The sequence below is a fragment of the Stenotrophomonas sp. genome (assembly GCF_050737075.1).
GTDB lineage: Bacteria > Pseudomonadota > Gammaproteobacteria > Xanthomonadales > Xanthomonadaceae > Stenotrophomonas.
Map to the genome: position 1 here is coordinate 23,971 of NZ_JBOHXV010000027.1, position 23,688 is coordinate 47,658.

Sequence of the window (23,688 nt, forward strand, 5' to 3'; positions counted from 1 at the left end):
CATCAGTCCGGTCGATTCCGCAGCAGTGGCGTCACCAGGTCGTGTGCGGCCATCCACGCCGCCGTGCGCGGGCAGCGCAGCTTCACCACGCGCTCGATGGCGGCAAAGTCGTCGGCCAATGCCCTCCCGAAGATGGGTTCATGGTGCGCGATGCGATTGCGCAGGCGCCGGATCTGCTCGAGATCACGATGCATTTCCGCCCGTATCCCGTGCATCGGCATCCCGCTATCTGCCCCCGGAAATACCTGGCTCATGCAGCGGGACCAGAGGCGGGCGTCGAAACGATGGGTGAACATCTTCTGCCAGAACACGAAGCTGAGCGCGGGGATGAGCGTTGCCGTCGCGCCGCTGCGAGCTGCGGCCCGGCGTAATTCCCTTCGTGGGTCGTATCCACCTGCGGGGCTGGGCAAGCTGTCTTCAAATCCTTGGACCCATGGCCAACGTGGCCCGTGGATTCGCGTAAGCGCATCGGATACAGCGTTGCGCGTCACCACCTCGCCAATGTGCAGCGGCACCAGAAACGCGGCGGAGATGCGGGCGTTCCAGATGTAGAGCTCAAGCGGCGTGCACCGTGGGCTATTGGCGACCGCGCAGTCGAATGTGTGCAGCCGCTCTTCCGACAAGGCACGTCTCACCGCATCTTCCATATACACGCTGCTTGCCTCCTCATGTCCGATGGATGGAGGATGGGGTGGTAGGCTGCGCGTTGAACATCAGGGATCAGGAGGCTGTTTGGAGGTCTTCTTGATCCAATTGGTGAGCTTGATTCATTGTTTCAATTCGGGTGCCCGCAAGAGCGAACCTCGTCCCAATTCCAGTCAACCATGGTTGACGTCGTACAGCCGCCCACGTAATTTTTGCCTCACGCGCCACCGGGACTCGCGGATGGGTATCCCATCTCCACCCGGGGACAAGAGGTAAACAAGGGGCCCCGAAAGGGGCCCCTTGTCTTTTCCGGCTCGTTCTTCTCTCCGGCGCCGGGCCCGTCAAGCACCGGTTCGAGGCACGTTCGGCCCCACCCCGTTACCATGGTCGCCATCTTTCACGTGGCACTCCTATGGACAAGGTATTCATCGAAGGGCTCGAGATCGATGCCCTGATCGGGATCTACGACTGGGAACGGCGGATCCGCCAGACCCTGCGCTTCGACCTGGAAATGGGCTTCGACAACCGCATTCCGGCGGCCAGCGACGACATCGCCGATACCCTCAATTACAAGGCCGTGAGCAAGCGCATCGAACAGTTCGTGCGCGAGTCCGACTTCGGCCTGGTCGAAACCCTGGCCGAACGCATCGCCGAGATCGTGCTGCGCGAATTCAACGTGCAGTGGCTGCGCCTGAAGCTGAGCAAGCCCGGTGCGGTGCGCGGTGCCAAGGCCGTGGGCGTGATCATCGAGCGCAGCGCGGCCTGACCCCTGATAGCGCCGGCGGTTGGCCGGCACCCGCACTTCCGAGAGAAATCGACACACGATGGTAGACGCCGTAATCGCCGTACAGTTTCTGGAAAACCTGCAGGACACCCTCGAACCGTTGCCCTGGGCCTACACCACGCTGGTGCTGAGCGCGCTGGCACTGGCCGCCTGGCTGGCCAACTTCGTCACCAAGAAGGTCCTGCTGCGCGGCCTGCGCCGGCTGGTCCGCCGCCTGCCTGGCAACGGCGCCGGCAACGAGGGCGGCAGCAACCTGCGGGTGATCTCGCGCCTGTCCAACGTGGTGCCCAGCATGGTCATCGCCGCCGGCATCCGGATCGTGCCGGACCTGCCGCCGGAACTGGTGCTGTTCGTGATCGGCGCCTGCCGGGCCTGGGCGATCCTGACCGTGGCGCTGGCCGTCTCGCACGCGCTGGACGCAGCCAACGAGCTGTACGAACGCCGCCCGGATTCCCGCAGCAAGCCGATCAAGGGCTACCTGCAGGTCGTGAAGATCGTGGTCTTCGTCATTGCCGGCCTGTCCATCGTCGCCACCCTGCTGGGCGTGAAGCTGGGCCCGCTGGTCACCGGCCTGGGCGCGGCCACCGCCGTGCTGATGCTGATCTTCCAGGACACCATCCTGTCGCTGGTGGCCAGCGTGCAGATCAGTGGCGATGGCCGCGTGCGGCTGGGCGACTGGATCGAAATGCCCAGCCAGAACGCCGACGGCGATGTCATCGACATCGCCCTGCACACCATCACCGTGCAGAATTTCGACAAGACCATCACCACCATCCCGACCAAGAAGCTGGTCACCGAGTCATTCAAGAACTGGCGCGGCATGCAGGAGGCGGGCGGCCGCCGGATCAAGCGCGCGCTGTACCTGGACCAGCACAGCGTGGGCTTCCTGGACGCCAGCGCACTGGCGGCGCTGGAACAGTTCGCGGTGCTGGGCGACTACCTGCGCGACAAGCAGGCCGAGCTGGCGCAGTGGAACGACCAACTGCAGGCCAAGGGCGTGGCGTCGGTCAATGCGCGCCGGGTCACCAACCTGGGCACCTTCCGCGCCTATGTGGAGCGCTACCTGCGCCAGCATCCGGGCATCCATACGGACATGACGCTGCTGGTACGGCAGCTCCAGCCCACCACCGAAGGCCTGCCGCTCGAGATCTACTGCTTCACGCGCACCACCGCCTGGGCGGGCTACGAAGGCATCCAGTCGGACGTGTTCGACCACCTGCTGGCCATCCTGCCGGCGTTTGGATTGCGTGTGTTCCAAGCCTCCAGCGATGCCATGCTGATGGCCGCGCAGCAGCAGCGGGGCGCGGCAGAGTAAGCTCCTCTGCCCCCGGACAAAGCGTGAGCGGCGTCCGGATTTCCCCACGGGGAAGAAAAATGAACGCCAAAATCATTCACAACGGGGCCGGGGACGCTAGAATCCCGGCCTTGTAAACGTTTTCATAAGGATAGCCGGTGGCCTCCGATCGCATCGAAACCCTCATTGCCCAGATGACCGTCGAAGAAAAAGTCGGCCAGCTGGGTGTGTTCGCGGACATGGTCCGGCCGTTCGCGCCGGACGTGAACCCCGAAGCCAACGTCAGCAACGCCGACCAGGTGCTGCAGCAGGTGCGCGAGGGCAAGGTTGGCTCGCTGTTCAATGGTGTGGGCGTGGAAGCCGGCCGCCGCATCCAGCAGGTGGCGCTGGAAGAGAGCCGCCTGCGCATTCCGGTGATCCTGGCCGCCGATGTCATCCACGGCATGCGCACCGTGTTCCCGATCCCGCTGGGCGAAGCGGCCAGCTTCGAGCCCGACCTGGCCGAGCGCACCGCGCGTGCCACGGCGGTCGAGGCGACCGCCGCCGGCCTGCACTGGACCTATGCGCCGGCCGTGGACATCGCCCGTGACCAGCGCTGGGGCCGTGGTGCCGAAGGCGCCGGTGAAGACGTGGTGCTGGGCTGCGCGTTCGCCGCCGCCCGCGTGCGCGGCTTCCAGGGCCCGGACCTGCGCGCCGCCAACGCGCTGCTGGCCACACCCAAGCATTTCGCCGCCTACGGCGCGGTGATGGCGGGCATGGAATACAACATGGTGGACATCTCGCCGCAGACCCTGCGCGACGTGCACCTGCCGCCGTTCAAGGCCGCCTTCGAGGCCGGCGCGCTCACCGTCATGTCGTCCTTCAACGACATCAACGGCGTGCCTGCCAGTGCCAACGCCGAACTGCTGACCGACATCCTGCGTGGCGAGTGGAAGTTCCCCGGCGTGGTCATTTCCGATTACACCGCCGATATGGAGCTGGTCGCGCACGGCTACGCCGCCGACGACCGCGATGCCACCGCCAAGGCCTTCACCGCCGGCTTGGACCTGAGCATGCAGAGCGGCTTCTACGCCGAACACCTGCCAGGCCTGATCGACAGCGGCGAAGTGCCGATGGCCACGCTGGACGAATCGGTGCGCCGCATCCTCAACCTGAAGGAAGCGATCGGCCTGTTCGACGATCCGTACCGCTCGCTGGATCTGGCGCGCGAAGCGGATACCTCCTACATCGCCGCGCACGACGAACTCTCGCGCGACGCCGCGCGCCGTTCCATCGTGCTGCTCAAGAACGACAACAACGTGCTGCCGCTGCGCAAGGCCGGGCAGAAGATCGCGCTGATCGGCCCGTTCGTGCAGGACCGCGACAACATCGAAGGCTGCTGGACGCTGTTCGGCGACAAGGCGCGCTACGTCACCCTGGAGGCCGGCGTGCGCGCGGCCATCAGCGACGAGAGCCTGCTGGAAATCGTGCCGGGCTGTGACCTGGAAGCGGCCGTGCAGGACGGTATCGAGCAGGCCGTGGCTGCCGCGCTGCGTGCCGACGTGGTGGTGCTGGCGCTCGGCGAGCCGCAGCGTTACAGCGGTGAAGCACAGTCGCGGGTGGAAATCACCCTGCCGCCGGCGCAGCAGGCGCTGGCCGAAGCGGTGGCCATGACCGGCAAGCCGCTGGTGGTACTGCTGCGCAACGGTCGCGCGCTGGCGCTGCAGGGCGCGGTACGCAATGCGCAGGCCGTTGCCGTTACCTGGTACCTGGGCACCCAGACCGGCCCGGCGGTGGCCGACGTGCTGTTCGGCGATTACAGCCCGTCCGGCCGTTTGCCGGTGAGCTTCCCGCAGGTGTCCGGCCAGCAGCCGTTCTTCTACAACCACGCGCGCACCGGCCGCCCGGAGCTGCCGACCATGTCCGAGTTCAAGGCACGCTGGCGCGAGATTCCGAACGCGGCGCTGTATCCGTTCGGGCACGGCATCGGCTACACCACCTTCAGCTACGGCACGCCGCAGCTGAGCGCTGCGGCGCTGGGCTGGGACGACACGCTGGAGATCACCACCACGCTGACCAACACCGGTGCGGTGGCGGGTGAGGAAGTGGTGCAGCTTTACATCCACGACCGCGTGGCCAGCCGCGTGCGGCCGGTGCGTGAGTTGAAGGACTTCCGCAAGGTGGCGTTGCAGCCGGGCGAAAGCGCCGACGTGCGTTTCACACTGGATCGTCATGCGCTGGGCTTCACCGGGCGCGATGGCGTGTTCCGTGCGGAGCCGGGGCAGTTCGAGGTGTGGGTGTGTGCGTCGTCTGCCAGCGGTGAGCCGGTGGTGTTCGAGCTGTTGGCGGGCTGACGCATTTCGGGGCGCCGGGCGCTGTGGCAATCGCGTGATCCATCATCGCGCGGTTGCCAGGCAGGGCCTGGCACTACCGTCATCGGTGTTCCACGCGCTACCGGCTACCCTCTGTCTTCGCCATACCGACGGAGCCGCGCATGCGCCTGATCAAGATCCTGCTTCCCACGTTGCTGTTGGCTGCCTGCAGCCAGCCCGCGCCGCCGGCCGACGAGGCCGCCGCACCGTCGACGTCGCCGCCGGCAACGGCGACTACCGCGCCAGAAGATGCGCCGCAGGCCGGGTTGTCACCGGATGCGGTGGAGCCCAGCACTGCAGCAACGCCGGACACCGCGCCGCCCGTGGCAGGCACGGACTCTGTTGATGCGCCTGCAACGGCACCTGCCGAGGCGCAGGCCGACGGCGATGCACGTGAACGCATTACCAAGCTGCTCGGCGATGCCGACCAGTACGAAGGTGTATTCACGGCATTGCAGCGTGGCGTTGCCGCCGGCGACCGCGCCGCGGTGGCCGGGTTGATGCGTTATCCGGTACGGGTCAGCATCGCCGGCAAGAGCCAGAAGGTTGCCGATGCGGCGGCGTTCGAGCGCGACTACGACAAGATCGTGACCCCGGCGCTGGCAAAGCTCATCGCCGAGCAGAAGTTCGACACCCTCTTCGTCAACTGGCAGGGCGTGATGCTCGGCCAGGGCGAGGTGTGGATCAACGGCAAGTGCCTGGACAAGGACTGCGCCAAGGCCGAAGTGAAGGTCAACAACATCGGTGAATGATCGCGCGGCGTGCGGACCAACGGTCCGCACCTACCGACCGTGTCGATCGGGGCCTGTACGGACCAACGGTCCGCACCCACCGCCCTGTCGGCGTGACGCACGCTGGTAGGGTTGCATCCCAATCAACTGCCGTGGAGCTGCCCGCGTTCGGTGATGGCATGAACATCGGCGGGGAAGGCCGGGCATCGCCCGGCGCTCCCCTCGCGCATCATCCCTTCGGCGTCAGCTTCAACAGCTTCCCGTTGCTGCCATCTTCCAGCAGCCAGATCGCGCCGTCCGGACCCTGTTCCACTTCGCGGATGCGCTCGCCCATCAGGAACCGCTCCGCTTCCCGGGCGTTGTCGCCGTCGAACGCCACCCGCACCAGCGAGGTGGACGACAGCCCACCAATGAAGCCACTGCCGGTCCACTGCGGGAACAGCTTGCCGCTGTAGATGATGAAGCCGGCCGGCGAAATCACCGGCGTCCAGGTCACCTTCGGCGCGGCAAACTCCGGGCGCGTGCTGTGGTCGGGAATATCGCGGCCGTCGTAATGGTTGCCGTTGGACACGATCGGGTAACCATAGTTGGCACCGCGCGTGATCAGGTTCAGCTCATCGCCACCGGCCGGGCCCATCTCGTGCACCCACAGCTTGCCGCGGGCGTCGAAGGCGATGCCCAGCGCGTTGCGGTGGCCCAGCGACCATACCTGCGCCGCCACGCCGCCCTGCGAGGCGAAGGGGTTGTCGGCCGGCACGCTGCCGTCGTCGTTGAGGCGGATGATCTTGCCCAGGTTACCGGACATGTCCTGCGCCGGATCGAACTTCTGGCGTTCGCTGGAGGTGATCCACAGCTTGCCATCCGGGCCGAAGGCCAGGCGGTGGCCGTAGTGGCCCTTGCCTTCCACCTTCGGGGTCTGGCGCCAGATCACCTTCAGATCGTGCAGCGTACCGCTGCCGTCAGCGGCGAGCACCAGCCGCGCGCGTGCCACGGCGGCGCCACGGGTGTCGTTGTCACCCTCTTCGGCATAACTCAGGTACACGAACTGATTCTTCGCGAACTGCGGGTGGGGCAGCACATCGCCCAGGCCACCCTGGCCGCCGTAGGCGACCTTCGGCACACCCTTGATCTCCGCGCTCTTGCGGGTGGTCAGGTTGAAGTGCTTCAGCGTGCCCTGTTTCTCGGTGACCAGCAGGCTGCCATCGGGCAGGAAGGTCATGGCCCAGGGCTGGTCGAAGCGCGCGAACTCCGTCGCGGTGAACGGCCATTGCGCCTTTTCGATGGCGGGCGCGGCGGCCTTGCCGGGCGTATCGGCGGCCACGCAGGCGGTCGTGAACAGGGCCGGGGTGGCGGCGAGGGCGAGGGTGAGCAGCAGGCGGCGGGTCATGGGAAATCTCCAGAAGGGGACGCGAATGGCCAGCCGTTGTTGTACACCATGGCCATCAACGGGGCGTGGACCATACGTCACCCGTAGGCGCATGCGGGGGAATCGGCTACCGTAGGCGCCGGCTGTCCGGGGGACGGCTGGCGCGGCATACCGCCATCAAAACGGAGTTTGAACAATGAAATTGCAGGTCACCAAACCGTCTCCGGCGTTCATCGCCGCCTCGTGGACCGCCCTGCTGTTGGGCGCCGCAGCCTATCTGGTCGGCCTGTTCAACGCGGAGATGGCGCTGAACGAAAAGGGCTACTACCTGACCCTGCTGCTGTTCGGCCTGTTCGCCGCCGTGTCGCTGCAGAAGAGCGTGCGCGACCGCGTCGAAGACATTCCGGTCAGCGGCCTGTATTACGCCCTGTGCTGGTTCGCGCTGCTGGCCTCGCTGCTGTTGCTGCTGGTGGGCCTGTGGAACGCGACCCTGGTGCTGAGCGAAAAGGGGTTCTACGGCATGGCGTTCGCACTGAGCCTGTTTGGTGCAGTGGCCGTGCAGAAAAACACCCGCGACCTGATGGCCGCGGGTGAAGGTACTGAAGATCGCGGCCGCGCCATTCCGCCGATTCCGGGCAACGAATAGCGCCAGCGCCGTCGCGCGGTACGTTATGTGCCGCGCGGTACGCCCTTGTCCAGGTGCGCTTGGTGCAGGGCCGTGGATTCATCCCAGCCACGGCGCACCGCATTGCGGGCCTGTGCCCAGGTCAGCTTGCTGGTGGCCTGTTCACGCGCCCAGCGCGATTCCAGTTCGCCTTCCACCTGCTCGTAGGCCCGGATGATCTCGTCGGCACGGGTACCGCCAAGGCGTGCACTGTGGCCCAGGTAATAGGCCGGCTCGTAATCCTCGAACGTCTGTTCGCTGTCGTAATACGGCTCGGCGCTGAAGCGCTCGCGCCAGTAATCGGATACCGCTTCGCGCGGCACGCCGTCTTCCGGCACCCGGCCGGGAATCTGGTAATCAGGGCTCATGTCTGGCTCCGGTGGGGTGAGGCTTCACCATACCCAGCACCGGGTTAACGCCATGGGCGCGCGGGGTGAACGGCGCATCAAGCGCCGCGCCCTTACGCCTGCTTGCGTGGCAGCAGGTAGATCACCCCGCCCACCGCAAACGCGATCAACGCCGCCGCAATGTTCTGCCAGCTCGCACTGGCGAACAGTGCCAGGCACAGCACCAGCGCCAGGACAGGAATCAATGGGCCGCCCGGCAGCTTCAGCGCGCCGGGCCGGTCGCGAAAGCGCCGCGCCAGCACGATCACCGCCGCCGCCGTGCCGATATAGGCGAACAGGCGCGTGGTCATCGACAACAACGCCAGCTGTACGAACGAGCCCGACAGCGCCAGCACCAGCGCGATCAGGCCCTGGGTGATGATCGCCGCGGCCGGCGTGCGGAAGCGCGGATGCACCTGCGCCAGCAGCTTCGGGCCGTAGCCGTCGCGGGCCAGCGCGAACAGGAAGCGCGGCCCCATCATCATCGTGTTGCTGTTGGTGCCCAGGATGGAGATTGTGGCGCCCACCGTCAGGATCAGCGCCAGCGCCTCACCACCGAACCCGGCCGCGGCATCCGCCAACGGCGTGGCCGAATCCGCCAACCCGGGCAGCGTGCCTTGGCCGATGAACTGCACCGCGCCGTAAATGACGGTGACCGTGATGATCATCGTGATCAGCGCGAACGGAATATCCCGGCGCGGGTTGCGGTACTCGCCGGCAGCGGCCGGAATGTTCTCGAAGCCGGCATAGGCGTACAGCAGCAGCAACGCCGCCTCGCCCATGCGCTGCAGGTCGTGCGGATCCGGGCGGGTGCCGGAGAAGGCCAGGTCGGTGTCCACGTAGAACGCGCCGATCGCCACGAACAACAGCAGCGGCAGCATCTTGCCAATCACCAGCACGATGCCGGTGCGCGCCGCCGAACGCACGCCGGCCACGTTCACCGCCGTCAGGAAGCCAAGAGACACCACGATCACCAGCACCCGGCCCACGTCGTGCCCGGCCCACGGCCAGAACCGCGCCACCGCATCGGCCAGCGCGTTGCTCAGCGCCGCCGCCGAACTGATCCGGGTCAGCCAGATCATCCAGCCGATCTCGAAGCCGGCGAAGCGACCGAACGCCTCGCGCGCATACAGGTAGCTGCCGCCGGGTTCATCGAAGTAACTGGCGGCCTGTGCGTAGCAGAGCACCAGCAGCGCCACCACGATGCCCGCCGCCACCACCCCCCACAGACTGAACGGGCCGAGCAGCAGCACAGTGGCCGCCGGCAGCAGGTAGATGCCGCTGCCGATCACATCGTTGATCGACAGCCCCACGATCTGCCAGCGGCTGACCGCGCGTTCCAGTTGCGGTTCGGGCGTGGCGCTCATCGCGCCGCCTCGGCCAGCGCCGGCAACTGCCATTCCTGCTGCAGCCGCAGGTACTGCGCGCGCGGCAGCAGCACGAACAGCGGCCGCTGCGCCGGCTCCAGCCAGGCCAGCAGGTCGTGCATGTGTTCGGGCTGCATCGCCGTGCAGCCGGCGGTGGCCTCACCGGGCGTGCGCCACAGGTGCGCGAAGATGCAGCTGCCCCGGCCCGGCGTGGCGCCCGGGTTGTGTTCGATCACGAAGCCCTCGCGATAGCGCACGTCGCCCTTGTTGTGCAGGTCCAGCCGCATCGGCTCGGTGGAGCCTTCCACCGCCTCGGCGCCGACCACCTCGGCATCCACGATGCGGTTGTAGTACTTCGAATCCGGTACGTCCATGCAGTAGCTGCTCTCCAGCATCGGCTGGTAGGGCAGCGCGCTGGCGATCTTCGGCGCATAGCCAAACGCCGGGCCGATGGCGAAAACGCCGGCGGGGCTGCGCCCGTCGCCTTCCTGCTTCACCGGGTCGCCCGGCTGCTGCGGCCCGCCGCCGAACGGCGCTGGCAGCACGCCCACGCCCCAGGCACTGCCGTTGCGGCCCACCGCCACGTCAAACGCGGTCCCGTGTGGCTGCCAGCCCTGCGCGGTGCGTGCGTAGGCCTGCAACCGGCCTTGAGTGGCATCCCAGCCGTCCGTGGTGACCACGATCATCTGGCCGCTGTCCTGCGGCGGCGTGGCCACGGGGGTGAGTGCCGACGCGGGCAGGGCGCTGGCAACCAGCACGGTGGCAAAGGCGGTACGCAGCAGCGACAGCATCGGGTGCACTCCGGGAATCAGGTGTCGATCAGGTGTTCGATCCGTTCCAGGTTCACCCCGAGCTGGCGGTGGCGGTCCGGGTTGGCGTGGCAGAGCAGCACGAACACGAAGTCCAGCAGCGACTGCAAAGCAGAACGGTACAACAGTTGCGCCACGTGCGGCGCCGGGTCATGCGCGCACACCACCAGCGCCCCATCGGCATGCGCGCGCAGCGGGTTGGCACTGTGTCGGGTGATCGAGACCACCTTGCCGCCCACGTCCTGGAACTGGCGCGAGAGCTGGAACAGCTGCGGCATCTTGCCGAACTCGGAAAACACCAGCATCACATCGCCGGGCCGCGCGGCCGACAGATTGGCCATCATCAGCACCGGGTCGGCGTGGTGCACGGTGAGCATGCCCAGCAGCGACAGCCGCATCGCGAACTCCCGCGCATACAGGCCGTCGTCGCCCAGCCCGTACACAAAGACCTTCGGCGCCCCGTCAATCAGCCGCACGATAGCTTCCACGTCGCCCTGCGCGTTGGCCAGCCGCGTTTCCTCGTCGGCCGCGCTGCGACTCAGGCGCAGGCGTTCGGCAATCTGTGCGTAGTCGTCGCCTGGTTCGGCGGCGGGCGGGCCGGCGCCGGCGTCGCTGCCGGCGCGTGCCACCGCCTGGCCGATCGAGTATTTCAGATCCGGATAGCCCTTGAAGCCGAGCTTCTGGCTGAACTTCACCACGCTGGACTGGCTGATGCCCAGCGCGCTGGCCAGCTGCTGCGAGGAGTAATCGCGCAGCAGGTGGGCGTTGTCGAGGATGAAGTCGGCGATGCGGCGTTCGATCGCCGACATGTGGTCACGCTCGGAGCGGATTTTCACCAGGGGCGGCATGGGTAGGGTCACCAGCGCGGCGGCGTCAACATTTCCAAACCTCGCACTTCCGTTATGCCCAAGCCCGGCGCATCGCTGATGGTGATCTCCGATTCGTTGAAATGTACGCCGCCCGTGACCGGATTGAACTGCCCCAGCGAAGGGCCGTCCAGGTCCACCTTGGTGATGATCTCGCTCTTGGCCACCGCCAGGTGCACCGCCGCGGCCACGCTGATGCTCGATTCGATCATGCAGCCGATCATGCACGGCACCCCGTAGATCGCAGCGATGTCGGCAATTCGGATCGCGTTGGACAGCCCGCCGGTCTTCATCAGCTTGATGTTGATGATATCGGCGGCGCGCTGCCGGATCAGATCGAACACCTGGCCCGGGTTGAACACGCTCTCATCGGCCATCACCGGCGTGTTGACCCGGTCGGTGACGTACTTCAGCCCGCTGATGTCGGCCGCCTTCACCGGCTGTTCCAGCAGTTCCAGCACCACCCCGGCCTCTTCCAGCGCACGCATCGCGTGCACGGCCTGCTTGGCGGTCCAGCCCTGGTTGGCGTCCAGCCGCAGCAGGGCGCGGCCCTGCACGGCGGCGTGGATCGCCTTCACCCGCTCGATATCCAGCCCGATGTCCTTGCCGACCTTGATCTTCAGCGACTCGAAGCCGCGGTCGATCGCCGACAGCGAATCGGCCACCATCTTGTCGATGTAGTCCACGCTGATGGTGATGTCGGTGGTGATCACCGGGTCGCCACCGCCCAGCATCTGGTACAGCGGCGCCTTGTGCAGCTGCGCCCACAGGTCGTACACCGCGATTTCCACCGCGGCCTTGGCGCTGGTGTTGCGCTCCATCGAGGACTGGATCAACGCGCAGTTGCGGTTGAGCTCGGCCACGTCCTGGCCGACCAGGCGCGGCTTGATGAAGGTGTTGATCGCTTCGATGATCGAGCCGTGGGTATCGCCGGTGATCACCGCCGTGGCCGGGGCTTCACCGTAACCGGTGTGGCCGGTGTCGGTGCGCACCAGCACCACCACGTCTTCCACCGTGTCCACGGTGCGCAGTGCGGTTTTGAACGGGGTCTTCAGAGGCACGCGCAGCATGCCAAGTTCAATGTCGGTGATTTTCATCAAGGAGTCTGGGGCCGGATGCGCTGGATGTTGGTGATGCGGTCGATGTAGCTCACGGTGTCGCTGGCCATCATCGGCTCCAGCGGAGTCACCGACACGCCGTTGAGGTGGGCCTGCACGCGCTTGCCGTCAGGGCCGAACCAGCTGCCGCCGGCGGTGTCATGGATCACCCACGTCTGCCCGTTGATACGCCCGATGGTCATCATCACATGGCCGGGAATGTAGACAAGATTGCCCAGCTGCAGCTGCTGCACGGCTGCGATGCGCCTGGCCTTGTCGTCCTTCGCAGTGAAGGCGATGCGGTCCAGCGCCGGGCTCACTGCCTGTGCGCTGGTATTGCGCGGCAGCAGTATGCCGAAGCTCCGGTAGACTTCGGACACGAAGCCGCTGCAGTCGCGCGTGTCGTAGGAATGGCCCCAGCCGTAGCGCTCGCCGAGGAACTTGAATGCCTGGTTGAGCAGGTTGCGCGGGGTCAGGTTCAGGTACTCCGGCGCGGTGTCCTCGGCACGGGCAATCAGCGCCGGTACCAGGGCAAGCGAACCGTCTTCATTGCGCACCGGCAGCTGCACCACATGGCTGGCGTGTGCCTGCTGCCCGTTCACGGGTGTCTGCACCGGCCAGTCGGCCAGCACCGGCAAGCGCACGCCCATGTCCAGCTGCAGGCGCGACACGCGCGGTTCCTCCGGGGTGAAGGTGGTGGACGCGGTTGCGCCGGTCACCACCCGGTGCGGGCCATGCCCGCCATAGCCGAATACCGTGTCCGCATCGCCCACGCCCACGAAGCGGGTCTCGATCCACGCCGAATAGCGCTCGCTGGTGATGAACAGCCACTGCCGGTCGGCGCTTTCATGCAGCACCGCCACCGCGTCGCCGGGGAACAGTGCCGATTCCTGGAAGCGGTCGATGTCGGTATCGCCCTGCGTGGTGAACACCCGCAGCGCGGTCGGGAAGGCACGCAGAGCGGCGCGGTGGGTGACCAGGCCGTACTGCAACGGGCGTTCGGCCGGAATGGTGTCCAGGCCCAGGTTGGCCTCGATCGCCGCGCGCGCGGAGGCGGCAACCGGCTTGCCGTCCTCGCCGAACAGCGCCTTCTCCGGCCAGCGCGACAGCGCCTGGATATCGGCCCGCACCCGCGCACGCGGCAGCGTGGCTGGCAGCGCGCGAAGGTCGTGGATGGAGGTGTCTTCGGCGCGCATGCGTGCGTTCTGCGCGTCGATGCCGGCGCGCGACAGCATCTGCCGGTCGGGCTGGGGCACGAACGACGCCCACAGCGAGGGCTCGAGCATGAACGCATTGAGCCCGGGCACGCCGCCATGGTTGTCCCGGGGCGTGTCAGCAGGCTGGGCCCAAAGGGTAGGGCCGGGCACCGCCAGCAGCAGCATCAGCAGCGCGCGGGTTGGCCACGCAGGCCGCACGGGGCGGCGGGGGGAAGCCTGGATCATGGAGCGGTCATCCTCCTCGAAAGCGTCAGGAATATTTATTCCTTTTTCCAGCGAAAGCAAGAATAAATTATTGACCACCTGTCAGGCCCGTGTTACACAGCGATTACCACCTGCACCTTGGGAAGTGTCGCCGTGGATCCTGTTGTACGCAAACCGCGTTCGCTCCACCACATCGCCTGGCGCACTGCGGCTTGCCTGCTGCTGGCGGCGCCGTCGGCGTGGGCGCAGCCGGTGGCGCCGTTGCCCCAGGTCATCGCCGCCATCGACCACGGTGACTTCGCCGCAGCCGATGCCGATATCGCCAAGGCGATCGTGGACCCCTCGGTGGGGCCGTACCTCCGCGACGACTACGCCTTCCAGCGCGAGCGCATGCGCCGCATGCGGCTGGATTTCAGCCTCGACGAGGCTGGGGCCAAGGCCCTGCTGCGCAAACAGATTCCGGACCTGCGCGATGACGAATTCGCGCGCTGGGAAGCCGCCGGCCTCCTGGAACACCTCGACATCGACGGCCAGCGCCGCTACTTCAAGCGTGCGCCGTCGAACCTGTTCCGGCTCAGCGCAGAGGCACGCGCACGGCGCGCGCCGGGTGTCCCGCTGCCGGTGGACGGCCCGTACGAGAACCTCGCCCCGCACCATCGCGAGGTGATCGCCGCCGCCAAGGCCAGTGGCGCCACCAGCGTGGCGCCGCGCCGCGTGGAGGTCACCCAGTCGCTTACGGTGAAGGCCGACGCGGTGCCGGACGGCGAGCTGCTGCGTGCCTGGATTCCGTACCCGCGCGCGATTCCGGGCCAGCAGGAGGACATCACCTTCCTCAGTGCCACGAACTGGATCGATGGCATCGACGGCAGCGTCCTGGCGCCTGAAACAGCGCCGCAGCGCACGCTCATGATGCGGCAGCACGCCGTGGCCGGCCAGCCCACCCGCTTCGAGATCCGCTACGCCGTGACGGTGTATGCCCGTCATTTCGATATCGATCCGGCCAGGGTGCTCCCCACCCCGAACGACCCCGCGCTGCAGCCCTACCTTGCCGAGCGCGCGCCGCACGTGGTGTTCACCCCGGCGCTGCGCGCCTTCTCGCAGCGCATCGTGGGCGACGAAACCAACCCGTACCGCATCGCGCAGAAGCTGTTCGACGCCGTCGACCAGATTCCGTGGGCCGGCGCCCGCGAATACTCCACCATCTCCAACATCAGCGATTACGCCCTGCATGCCGGCCACGCCGACTGCGGCCAGCAGACCCTGCTGCTGATCGCCCTGCTGCGCCTCAACGGCATTCCCGCGCGCTGGCAGTCGGGCATGGTCTATTCGGACGACGCGGTGGGTTACAACAACCTGCACGACTGGGGCGCGTTGTACTTGGCGCCGTACGGCTGGGTGCCGATGGATGTCACCACCGGCCGGCTGGACAGCCCGGAGCCGGCGCTGCGCGATTTCTACTTCGGTGGGCTCGATGCCTACCGCATTGCCTTCAACGACGACTTCCAGCGGCCGCTGGTGCCGGCGGTTTCATTCGCACGCGCGGACAACGTCGACTCGCAGCGCGGCGAAGTCGAATGGTCTGGCGGCAACCTGTACTTCGATCAATGGAATTACGACTTCCAGTCGCACGTGGTGCCTGTGGAGTCGACGCGGTAATCGGCGGTATCACCATTTCACCCTTGAAGGAGAGAGCAGGGAATGAAAGCGAACAGTTTGAAGCGGGCGGCGCTATGCGTCGCATTGGGTGCGTGTTTTGGCGGCATGCTGCCCACGCTTGCGTACGCGCAGGCAGTCAGTGGCGCGGTGGCCGGCCGGGCCAGCGCCGGTGACCAGGTCACCGTGGTCAGTACCAGCACCGGCCAGACCCGCACCGTCACCGCCAGCGCCGATGGCAGCTACCGCCTGGGCCAGCTGCCGGTGGGCGATTACCAGCTGCAGCTCAGCCGCGACGGCCAGAAGCTCGGCGAACCGGTTGCCGTCAGTGTGGCAATCGGCGGCACCACCACGGTGAACCTGGCCAGTGGCGGCGGCGTGGTCAACCTCGATGCCCTGCAGGTGGTCGGCACGCGCGTCATCAACCGCGTGGATGTGTCCACCACCGAAACCTCGTTCAACGTCAACCGCCAGGAACTGCAGCGTCTTCCCGTCGCGCAGGACCTCAGCGCCGTGGCGCTGCTGGCACCGGGTGTGGTCGGCGGCAACTCCACGTTCGGCGGCCTGTCGTTCGCCGGTTCGTCGGTGGCTGAGAACGCGGTGTTCATCAACGGCCTCAACGTCACCGACATGTACACCCGGCGCGGCTTCTCCAGTGCCCCGTTCGCCTTCTTCAGCGAATTCCAGGTCAAGACCGGCGGTTACTCGGTGGAGTTCGGCCGGTCCACCGGCGGTGTGATCAACGCGGTGACCCGCTCGGGCAGCAATGAACTGCAGGGCGGCATCGAAGTCACTGCCGAACCCAGCGCATGGCGCTCCAGCGGCCGCGACCATTTCCACCGCGATGGCACCGCGCATTCCTACGCCAGCCGTGACGACAACTCGTTCTTCAAGACCAATGTCTGGGGCTCGGGCGCACTGGTACAGGACAAGCTGTTCCTGTTCGCCATGTACGAAGACCGCAACGACCACGGCCACAACACCTCCAACGATGCGTTGACCTGGTTCAAGAACGAAGCCAACAACGGCTTCTGGGGCGCCAAGCTCGACTGGAACATCACCGACAACCATACCCTGGCGCTGTTGGCGTTCTCCGACGAAGGCGACGTCACCAACGCCTCCTACAACTACGATTGGGATGGCAACCAGATCGGCGCGTGGGGCGGCGACTCGGTGACCGAAAGCGGCGGCCGCAACTACTCGGCCACCTATACCGGTCACTTTGGCGAGAACTTCACCGCACGTGCCATGGTCGGCCAGAACAACCAGCGCGCGTTCACCCGTTCCTCGTTGGACGAAGCGTGCAGCCCGGTATTCACCGACCCCAGCTACGCCTCGCGTCTGTACCAGCTCAACGGTCTGCGCCCCGGCTGCCACCCGACTGGCGCCGCCGTGGCCGAGCGTGACGACACCCGCGACGCGGCCCGCCTGGACTTCGAATGGCAGCTCGGCCGCCACCTGCTGCGCTTCGGCGTGGACCGGGAACTGATGACCACCGAGCAGTCCACGCGCTACCCGGGTCCGACCCAGCTCAGCTACACCGCGTACGTGGCCCGCCCGGGCGATGAAGTGTGGGACGGTGCCGGCGCCTACGTGCCGGCTGGGGTGACCGAGATGCTGCGCGGCCGTAACCGCGTGTCCGGCGGCACCTTCGAAACCGAAGCCAACGCCTTCTACCTCGAAGATATCTGGAACGTCACCAACAACCTCATGCTCAACCTGGGCGTGCGTTGGGACCGCTTCGAGAACCGCACCGCCGATGGCAATGCCTTCATCAAAATGGACGACCTCATCGCACCGCGCGTGGGCTTCTCCTGGGACGTGAAGGGCGACTCCACCACCAAGCTGTTCGGCAACGCGGGCCGCTATTACCTGCCGGTGACGAACAACATCAACGTCAACTTCGCCGGCGGCCTCACCGACGAGTACTCCTACTTCGTCTTGAACGGCTGGCAGCAGCAGGCCAACCCGGTCACCGGCGCCCCGTACATGGCGCCGATCATCGGCCAGCAGATCGGCCCGGTCGATACCCGCATGAACACCGGCGCGGCGGATCTGCGCCAGAGCGTGGACCGCGACCTGAAGGCCGTATACCAGGACGAGTACATCCTGGGCTTCCAGAGCATGATCAACCCGGCCTGGTCGTGGGGCGTCAATGCCACCTACCGCACCATGGAGCGCGCACTGGACGACCTGCGCCTGAACTACACGCCGTGCGGCCCGACCGGCACCACCCTGTGGCCGATCGCCAACCCGGGCGAAAGCCTGACCATCTGGGGCGATTCCAGCATCGGCTGCACCACCGAAGGCTGGATCACCATCGACACCGCCAACAGCGGCTACCGCAAGGGCGGCAGCGGCGAAGTGGTGGGCTATTCCAAGCCCAAGCGCACCTACAAGGCGCTGGAGTTCCAGCTCGACCGCGCGTGGGACGAGAAGTGGCTGTTCAACGCCTCCTACCTGTGGTCGCGCAGCGACGGCAACTTTGAAGGTCCGGTCAACTCCGATACGGGCTACGGCGATACCGGCATGGTCCAGCATTGGGACCATCCGTCCAACAACGAACGCTATGGTGTGCTGTTCAACGACTTCCGCCACCAGTTCAAGCTGCGCGCCGCGTATGCACTGAACGAACAGTGGTCGTTCGGCACCACCCTGCAGGTACAGTCCGGCGGCCCGATCACCGCCTTCGGCGTGATGTGGCCCAACGACACGGTGGCCGGCGGCAGCACCTCCAATGAAAGTGGCGGCGGCGGCACCGGTTGGCTGTGCGTGGCCAACTGCTCCGGCCCGTACAACCAGCGCCAGTTCGAGTACACCCCGCGCGGTGCTTACGGCCGTCTGCCGTGGACCTGGACCATGGGCGCCAACGTTACCTGGCGTCTGCCGGTGGAAGGTATCGATCTGAGCGCACGGCTATCCGTGTTCAACCTGTTCAACAACCAGACCGTCATCAACGTCCACCAGCGTTACGAAGCCCAGCCGGGCCAGTTCCGCGAGAACACCTTCAACACGGGAACGCGCTGGCAGGCCCCGCGCTACACCCAGCTGATGGTGACCTGGAACTTCTGATCGACAGCGCGGGGGACGGCATGGCCGTTCCCCGCGGCATTGGCTGCCACTGAAGGCACTGGCCGACCCTCCGCGGTAGGTGTCGACCGTTGGTCGGCAAGGCTCAGGACGAACATGCACCTCAAACCGCTACGACCGACCACGCTGCTTCTATCACTCGCGCTGACGGGTTCACTGCCCGTGTCAGCAGCCGAACCGTCGCCGTTCACCCCCATGCTCGACACCACCGTCGAACATCACCACCTTCCCGGCATTGCCATGGCGGTGGTCGAACACGGCGAAGTGGTATTCACCGGCACCCGTGGCGAACGCCGCGCCGGCAGCGGCGAACCCATCGACGCCGACACCCTCTTCAAGATCGCCTCCAACAGCAAGGCCATGACCGCCGCGGTACTGGCGCGCCTGGTCGACCGCGGCCTGCTGCGCTGGGACGACCCGGTCCGCAAGCACCTGCCGCAGTTCCGCATGTACGACCCGTGGGTGGGCGAGCACATGCAGGTACGCGACCTGCTCATCCACAACAGCGGGCTGGGTCTGGGCGCGGGCGATCTCATGCTCTGGCCCGAACCCAACACCTTCAGCCGCGCCGACATCATCGCCGGCCTGGCCCACCTCAAACCCGTCACCAGCTTCCGCAGCGGCTACGCCTACGACAACCTCATGTACGTGGTGGCCGGCGAAGTGGCGGCGGCGGCCGGCGGCAAACCGTATGACCAGTTGCTGCGCGAGGAGGTCTTCCTCCCGCTCGGCATGAGCCGCTGCCAGGCCGGCGCGTGGTCGGTGGCGCAGGTGGGCAATGTGGCCCAGCCGCATGCGTTGCAGGAGGGCCACAACGTGGTGATCAATGCCGACGCTGCTTCCGCGCCGGACCTGACCTCCATGGCCGCCGGCGGCATCCGCTGCAGCCTGCGCGACATGACCCGCTGGATGCAGGTGCTGCTGGATCCCGCCCTGGTCCCCGGTTGGCTGAGCGATACCCAGCGCCGCGCGCTGTGGACCGCGCACATGCCCATGCCGCTGGGCGAACGCCAACGCAGCTGGGACAACGCCCACTTCTCCGCGTATGGCTATGGCTGGCGTCTGTCGGACATGGACGGGCAGTGGAAGGTGGCCCACACCGGCACCTTGTCCGGCATGTATTCCTCGCTCGCGCTGCTGCCGGACCGCAAGGTAGGCGTGGTGATCCTGATCAACGGTGAAGGCGAGGACGCACGCACCGTGCTCATGCAGACCGCGCTGAAGCACTACACAGCGCCAGAGCAGCATCAGAGCGTAGCCGGCTACGCCGCACAACTGCAGGCCGAGCGCACCCACCGCCGCACCGCCAACCCCGCGCTTGTCGATACAACAGCGCGCACCCCGGTAACGACCGCAAGCAACCCGGCAACGACCGCACGCAACCCGGCAACGACCGCACGCAAACCCATAACCACCGCACGCAAACCCGTAGAGCCACCCCATGGGTGGCTGCACGGCGCCAACCAACCCGCAGCCATGCAGGCCGTGGCAACACCGCCCCCCGGCCGCTACCAAGACCCCTGGCTGGGCAATGCCACCCTCTGCCCGGAAAAGGGCACCCTCCGCTTCAGCGTAGAAAAATCCCCCACCCTACGCGGCACCGTCATGCAGCTAGGTTCGCGCTGGCTGGTGCAGTGGGATACCCTCGGGGCGGATGCCGAGCCCTGGTTGCAGGTACAGCCGGGCACCCCGCCGACGCTCACCCTGAGCGCGATCGACCCGGATATCGACTTCAGCTATGACTACCAGGACCTGCAGTTCCGCCGTATCGGCGATTGCCCCTAGCCTGTTGCTGCTTGCACTGGCGGTATCGGCCGCCCACGCGCAGGCCGTCACCATCGTGCCGGTCGGCAGCCCGGAAGAGGCCGGCATGGTCGATGTGCGCACGCTGGCACCGTCGATCGACCAGGACATCCGCTATGCCGGCAGCAACAACTTCACCGGTCGCCCGGTGCCCGGCTATGAGGCGGCCAAGTGCTACCTGCTCGCGCCGGCCGCGCAGGCGCTGGCGAAGGTGGAAGCACAGCTGCGCGCCGACGGCTATGCCCTGCAACTATTCGACTGCTACCGCCCCGCGCAGTCCGTGCATGCCTTTGTAACGTGGGCACATGACCCGCGCGAACAATCGCGCAAGGTGCTGCAGTATCCCGACCTGGACAAGCCGCAGCTGCTGGGCGGCTACATCGCCGAGACCTCCGGCCACAGCCGCGGCGCCACCGTCGACCTGGGCCTGCTCAAGTGCAGCGGCGACACCTGCAGCCCGCTCGATATGGGCACCGACTTCGACTATTTCGGCCCGCGCGCGAACACCGACGCCGCCGATATCACCCTCACCCAGTACCAGAACCGGCAGATCCTGCTGCGGGCCATGGAGCGCGAGGGCTTCACCAACTACCCGCAGGAGTGGTGGCACTTCACCCTGACGCCCGAGCCCAGCCCCACCACCGCCTACGACGTTCCCGTGCGCTGAGCGGTCGGCAGCCGGTACGGCGTGCCGCGCCGCTACAATGCGTGCTCACCGAACCCACGGACCGCGATGAACCTGCCGCTGCACTTTGGATTGCTGGGCACGCTGGAGGCCGGGCTGATCGCCCTGCTGGTCGGCCTGCTGGTGTACGCGCTGTGGCACCGGGTGTGCCGCTGGGCAGGGTGGTCTGCCGGTTATGCCATCGGCTGGGCCTGCGTCATCGCCGTGGTCATCTCGGCCGGCATCGATGCGTGGAAGCTGTTCTACATGGGCATCATGCGGCTGGAATCGCCCCAGTTCGCGCGGATGTTCCTGGCCACCGTGCACGATCCCAACGAACTGGGCTCGCGCGTGGTGCTGGAAGTGGCCGGTGCGTTGGCCGGTGTTGCATTGGGCTGGCTGATATTCAGTTCGCGCTCAGGCGAAAAAAACGCCAGCACCCCCTGAGATTTCGTTCGCTTGCCGTTAAATCCGGCCTGGTTGAATGCGTGCCTTACCAATCGCTCACCTGCGCGTAACTGCATGGGTAATGCAGCGCTGCGCGCGTGTGGTTAAGACCGTGTGCGCACGTCGGTTGCGGCGCAAGATCGATTCACAAACGGGGTGGCAGTGTGGGGCCGTGCGGAAACAACGAACCGTGCAACACCCCAACAAGGAGACCACCCCAATGACTATTCGCAACCGCAAGCCCCTGATCGCCCTGATCGTCGCCGCAGGCAGTGTGCTGGCCATTCCGGCGATGGCCCAGACCGCAAAGCAGAGCGCCGCGCAGGCCCAGACCCAGGCCGCACAGGCGCAGCAGTCGGCGGCACAGGCAGACCAGGCCGCAGACGCGGCAACCGGCGCGGCCGCCCAGGCGGCTTCGCAGGCGGGCGGTGGTGGCGGCCAGACCTGGGCCAGCGTCGATACTGACGGCGACGGCGCCATCAGCAAGACCGAGGCCCAGGTAAATGCGGGCCTCGCCCAGGTCTTCGACCAGGCCGACACCAACAAAGACGGCAAGCTGACCCCGGACGAGTACAAGGCCTATGTGGCCGCCCAGCAGGGCGCCGCCGCCGGCGGTGGCAACGCCGCCCCGGGCCGTTGATGCGCACCACCCCCAAAACCGCTGGACAACGGTAATGGGCAAGGAAGGGCGGCTTGGGCCGCCCTTCCTTTTTACCGGCTTGGTATCCTTGCCCGATGATGACCTCCATGCCCGCGCCCAAGGGCGCCATCGGTCTGGTCGGTTTTGACGGTGACGACACGCTGTGGAAGAGCGAGGACTATTACCGCAAGGCCGAGCAGGATTACCTCGACATCCTGTCGCGCTACATCGACGTGCACGACACCGCCACCGCGCGCCACCTGCTGGAAGTGCAGCAGCGCAACCTCGGCGTGTTCGGCTACGGCGTGAAGGGCATGACCCTCTCCATGCTCGAAGCGGCCATCGAGATCACCGAAAAGACCATCGCCGCACGCGACCTGCAGCTGATCCTCGACATCGGCCACGACACCCTGCGCCACCCGGTCGAACTGATCGACGGCGTGCGTGAGTCCGTCGCCGAGATCGCCCGCGATTACCCGGTGGTGCTCATCACCAAGGGCGACCTGTTCCACCAGGAAGCCAAGATCAAGGTTGCCAACCTGCGCGACCTGTTCCCGCGCATCGAAATCGTGTCCGAGAAGGACCCGGAAACCTACGCGCGCGTGCTGGAAGAATTCGACCTGCCCATGCAGCGCTTCGTCATGGTGGGCAACTCGCTGCGCTCGGACATCGAGCCGGTGGTCACCCTCGGTGGCTGGGGCATCCACACCCCGTACGCGGTGACCTGGGCGCATGAAACCCAGCACGGCGTGGCGGCCGATGAGCCGCGCATGGTCGAGGCGCCCACCGCCTTCGATTGGCCGCAGGCCCTGCGCGCCATCGAAGCCAAGGCGGCGGGCGGCTGAGCCGGTGAACCGTCTTCTGCGCCCGCTGCTGCTCGTCCTGCTGCTGTGGCTGCCGCTGCTGGCCACCGCGCAGCAGACGGCCGAGAAGTCCGAGGCGTACCGCGTGCATACCGGCGACGCGTGGGTGGACAGCCAGCTGCAGGACATCAATTACTACGCCGAGCGCTACCCGGACAGCTTCCTGGACGAAGTGTCGCGCTATGCGGGCGTGTCGCGCGGGTACGTTGCCGCGTTGATGTACACCCATCAGTGGCAGGCCGGTGACATCTATTTCGCCTGCTTCTGGGCCAAGGCGACAGAACGCTCCTGCCGCGATGCCGTGCAGGCGTGGTCGCGCTTCGTGCCGGAGGAGGGCGAGGACAAGCGCTGGGCCGATGTGGTGGCGGAGATGCCGGTTACGCCCAGCAACCAGCATTGGCGCACCCTGCGCCATGCCATCGTGGCCAGCCACGACCATTGGGACCGCCCGATCACCCTGGACGCCACCCTCAAGCGCCAGCTGGGCGACCGCGCCCAGCGTGACCGCGCGGCGGCCAACCCGGCGCCGGTTGGGCGCTGACGTATCGCTCAGCCACGCATGGCGTGGCTCTACCGGGCTGATCGCATCGCTCAGCCACGCATGGCGTGGCTCTACCGGGCTGCCTGCACCGCTCAGCCACGCATGGCGTGGCTCTACCGGGCTGCCTGCACCGCTCAGCCACGCATGGCGTGGCTCTACCGTGCTGCTTGCACCGCTCAGCCACGCATGGCGTGGCTCTACCACGC

General features: G+C 66.7%; 21 protein-coding genes. 13 read left to right on the forward strand and 8 right to left on the reverse strand.

The features are described 5' to 3' along the window. Nucleotides 1-2: 2 nt before the first annotated feature. Complete coding sequence (locus ACREPD_RS08910; RefSeq protein WP_431599006.1) at nt 3-647, reverse strand: hypothetical protein; 645 nt, start codon at nt 645-647, stop codon at nt 3-5. A gap of 410 nt (nt 648-1,057) precedes the next feature. Between ACREPD_RS08910 and folB the strand changes: the two genes are divergently transcribed. The 4 genes from folB (at nt 1,058) to ACREPD_RS08930 (ending at nt 5,826) form a co-directional block, all read left to right on the forward strand. Further along, complete coding sequence (gene folB / locus ACREPD_RS08915) at nt 1,058-1,411, forward strand: dihydroneopterin aldolase (protein WP_421570307.1); 354 nt, start codon at nt 1,058-1,060, stop codon at nt 1,409-1,411. 58 nt (nt 1,412-1,469) lie between these two features. Further along, the gene (locus ACREPD_RS08920; RefSeq protein ID WP_431598986.1) at nt 1,470-2,744 is read left to right on the forward strand and encodes a mechanosensitive ion channel family protein; all 1,275 of its coding nucleotides are present in this window, start codon (nt 1,470-1,472) and stop codon (nt 2,742-2,744) included. Nucleotides 2,745-2,881: 137 nt separating this feature from the next. Then, entirely contained in the window at nt 2,882-5,056 is a 2,175-nt protein-coding gene (gene bglX, locus ACREPD_RS08925; protein WP_431598987.1) for a beta-glucosidase BglX, read from the forward strand. Nucleotides 5,057-5,196: 140 nt separating this feature from the next. Further along, nucleotides 5,197-5,826: a hypothetical protein gene (locus tag ACREPD_RS08930; protein WP_431598988.1), complete on the forward strand. Its 630-nt coding sequence runs from the start codon at nt 5,197-5,199 to the stop codon at nt 5,824-5,826. A 208-nt stretch (nt 5,827-6,034) separates the two neighbouring features. Here ACREPD_RS08930 and ACREPD_RS08935 read toward each other — a convergent pair whose 3' ends face one another. Then, a complete protein-coding gene (locus ACREPD_RS08935; protein ID WP_431598989.1) occupies nt 6,035-7,192 on the reverse strand; it encodes a PQQ-dependent sugar dehydrogenase in 1,158 nt (385 codons plus the stop codon). 175 nt (nt 7,193-7,367) lie between these two features. On the opposite strand from ACREPD_RS08935, the gene yiaA reads away from it, so the two are divergent. Continuing rightward, nucleotides 7,368-7,817, forward strand: a complete 450-nt coding sequence (yiaA, locus tag ACREPD_RS08940) for an inner membrane protein YiaA (RefSeq protein WP_431598990.1) — start codon at nt 7,368-7,370, stop codon at nt 7,815-7,817. 23 nt (nt 7,818-7,840) lie between these two features. Here the strand turns inward: yiaA and ACREPD_RS08945 are convergent, their stop codons facing one another. The 6 genes from ACREPD_RS08945 to ACREPD_RS08970 all read right to left on the reverse strand — a co-directional run bounded on the left by ACREPD_RS08945 (nt 7,841) and on the right by ACREPD_RS08970 (nt 13,802). After that, nucleotides 7,841-8,203: a hypothetical protein gene (locus ACREPD_RS08945; RefSeq protein WP_431598991.1), complete on the reverse strand. Its 363-nt coding sequence runs from the start codon at nt 8,201-8,203 to the stop codon at nt 7,841-7,843. A 92-nt stretch (nt 8,204-8,295) separates the two neighbouring features. Beyond that, nucleotides 8,296-9,588, reverse strand: a complete 1,293-nt coding sequence (locus tag ACREPD_RS08950) for an APC family permease (protein ID WP_431598992.1) — start codon at nt 9,586-9,588, stop codon at nt 8,296-8,298. Further along, nucleotides 9,585-10,379, reverse strand: coding sequence for a L,D-transpeptidase family protein (locus tag ACREPD_RS08955; RefSeq protein ID WP_431598993.1), 795 nt, complete (start codon nt 10,377-10,379; stop codon nt 9,585-9,587). Before ACREPD_RS08955 ends, ACREPD_RS08950 begins: the two co-directional genes overlap by 4 nt. 17 nt (nt 10,380-10,396) lie before the next feature. Continuing rightward, nucleotides 10,397-11,245 (reverse strand): MurR/RpiR family transcriptional regulator, encoded by an 849-nt coding sequence (locus ACREPD_RS08960; RefSeq protein ID WP_431598994.1) that lies wholly within the window; start codon nt 11,243-11,245, stop codon nt 10,397-10,399. 8 nt (nt 11,246-11,253) lie between these two features. Further along, nucleotides 11,254-12,360 (reverse strand): dipeptide epimerase, encoded by a 1,107-nt coding sequence (locus ACREPD_RS08965; RefSeq protein WP_431598995.1) that lies wholly within the window; start codon nt 12,358-12,360, stop codon nt 11,254-11,256. Further along, a complete protein-coding gene (locus tag ACREPD_RS08970) occupies nt 12,360-13,802 on the reverse strand; it encodes an SH3 domain-containing protein (protein WP_431598996.1) in 1,443 nt (480 codons plus the stop codon). The genes ACREPD_RS08965 and ACREPD_RS08970 overlap by 1 nt, the downstream gene beginning before the upstream one ends. Before the next feature lie 132 nt (nt 13,803-13,934). On the opposite strand from ACREPD_RS08970, the gene ACREPD_RS08975 reads away from it, so the two are divergent. The 8 genes from ACREPD_RS08975 (at nt 13,935) to ACREPD_RS09010 (ending at nt 23,482) form a co-directional block, all read left to right on the forward strand. Beyond that, on the forward strand, nt 13,935-15,437 hold the full coding sequence (locus ACREPD_RS08975) for a transglutaminase-like domain-containing protein (protein ID WP_431598997.1): 1,503 nt from the start codon (nt 13,935-13,937) through the stop codon (nt 15,435-15,437). Nucleotides 15,438-15,479: 42 nt separating this feature from the next. Further along, nucleotides 15,480-18,506, forward strand: coding sequence for a TonB-dependent receptor (locus ACREPD_RS08980; RefSeq protein ID WP_431598998.1), 3,027 nt, complete (start codon nt 15,480-15,482; stop codon nt 18,504-18,506). Between the two features lie 114 nt (nt 18,507-18,620). Then, nucleotides 18,621-20,309 (forward strand): serine hydrolase domain-containing protein, encoded by a 1,689-nt coding sequence (locus ACREPD_RS08985; protein WP_431598999.1) that lies wholly within the window; start codon nt 18,621-18,623, stop codon nt 20,307-20,309. After that, entirely contained in the window at nt 20,263-20,994 is a 732-nt protein-coding gene (locus ACREPD_RS08990) for a M15 family metallopeptidase (RefSeq protein WP_431599000.1), read from the forward strand. Before ACREPD_RS08985 ends, ACREPD_RS08990 begins: the two co-directional genes overlap by 47 nt. 66 nt (nt 20,995-21,060) lie before the next feature. Beyond that, a complete protein-coding gene (locus ACREPD_RS08995; protein ID WP_431599001.1) occupies nt 21,061-21,438 on the forward strand; it encodes a hypothetical protein in 378 nt (125 codons plus the stop codon). Nucleotides 21,439-21,658: 220 nt separating this feature from the next. Next, nucleotides 21,659-22,078 (forward strand): EF-hand domain-containing protein, encoded by a 420-nt coding sequence (locus ACREPD_RS09000; protein WP_431599002.1) that lies wholly within the window; start codon nt 21,659-21,661, stop codon nt 22,076-22,078. Nucleotides 22,079-22,173: 95 nt separating this feature from the next. Further along, nucleotides 22,174-22,923, forward strand: coding sequence for an HAD family hydrolase (locus tag ACREPD_RS09005; RefSeq protein WP_431599003.1), 750 nt, complete (start codon nt 22,174-22,176; stop codon nt 22,921-22,923). A 4-nt stretch (nt 22,924-22,927) separates the two neighbouring features. Beyond that, a complete protein-coding gene (locus ACREPD_RS09010) occupies nt 22,928-23,482 on the forward strand; it encodes a hypothetical protein (RefSeq protein WP_431599004.1) in 555 nt (184 codons plus the stop codon). Nucleotides 23,483-23,688: the final 206 nt, after the last annotated feature.

Coding starts and splice junctions, on each gene's coding strand:
- ACREPD_RS08910 (WP_431599006.1), bottom strand. CDS start 647: ATGGAAGATGCGGTGAGACGTGCCTTGTCGGAAGAGCGGCTGCACACA.
- folB (WP_421570307.1), top strand. CDS start 1,058: ATGGACAAGGTATTCATCGAAGGGCTCGAGATCGATGCCCTGATCGGG.
- ACREPD_RS08920 (WP_431598986.1), top strand. CDS start 1,470: ATGGTAGACGCCGTAATCGCCGTACAGTTTCTGGAAAACCTGCAGGAC.
- ACREPD_RS08930 (WP_431598988.1), top strand. CDS start 5,197: ATGCGCCTGATCAAGATCCTGCTTCCCACGTTGCTGTTGGCTGCCTGC.
- ACREPD_RS08935 (WP_431598989.1), bottom strand. CDS start 7,192: ATGACCCGCCGCCTGCTGCTCACCCTCGCCCTCGCCGCCACCCCGGCC.
- yiaA (WP_431598990.1), top strand. CDS start 7,368: ATGAAATTGCAGGTCACCAAACCGTCTCCGGCGTTCATCGCCGCCTCG.
- ACREPD_RS08945 (WP_431598991.1), bottom strand. CDS start 8,203: ATGAGCCCTGATTACCAGATTCCCGGCCGGGTGCCGGAAGACGGCGTG.
- ACREPD_RS08950 (WP_431598992.1), bottom strand. CDS start 9,588: ATGAGCGCCACGCCCGAACCGCAACTGGAACGCGCGGTCAGCCGCTGG.
- ACREPD_RS08955 (WP_431598993.1), bottom strand. CDS start 10,379: ATGCTGTCGCTGCTGCGTACCGCCTTTGCCACCGTGCTGGTTGCCAGC.
- ACREPD_RS08960 (WP_431598994.1), bottom strand. CDS start 11,245: ATGCCGCCCCTGGTGAAAATCCGCTCCGAGCGTGACCACATGTCGGCG.
- ACREPD_RS08965 (WP_431598995.1), bottom strand. CDS start 12,360: ATGAAAATCACCGACATTGAACTTGGCATGCTGCGCGTGCCTCTGAAG.
- ACREPD_RS08970 (WP_431598996.1), bottom strand. CDS start 13,802: ATGATCCAGGCTTCCCCCCGCCGCCCCGTGCGGCCTGCGTGGCCAACC.
- ACREPD_RS08980 (WP_431598998.1), top strand. CDS start 15,480: ATGAAAGCGAACAGTTTGAAGCGGGCGGCGCTATGCGTCGCATTGGGT.
- ACREPD_RS08985 (WP_431598999.1), top strand. CDS start 18,621: ATGCACCTCAAACCGCTACGACCGACCACGCTGCTTCTATCACTCGCG.
- ACREPD_RS08990 (WP_431599000.1), top strand. CDS start 20,263: ATGACTACCAGGACCTGCAGTTCCGCCGTATCGGCGATTGCCCCTAGC.
- ACREPD_RS08995 (WP_431599001.1), top strand. CDS start 21,061: ATGAACCTGCCGCTGCACTTTGGATTGCTGGGCACGCTGGAGGCCGGG.
- ACREPD_RS09000 (WP_431599002.1), top strand. CDS start 21,659: ATGACTATTCGCAACCGCAAGCCCCTGATCGCCCTGATCGTCGCCGCA.
- ACREPD_RS09005 (WP_431599003.1), top strand. CDS start 22,174: ATGATGACCTCCATGCCCGCGCCCAAGGGCGCCATCGGTCTGGTCGGT.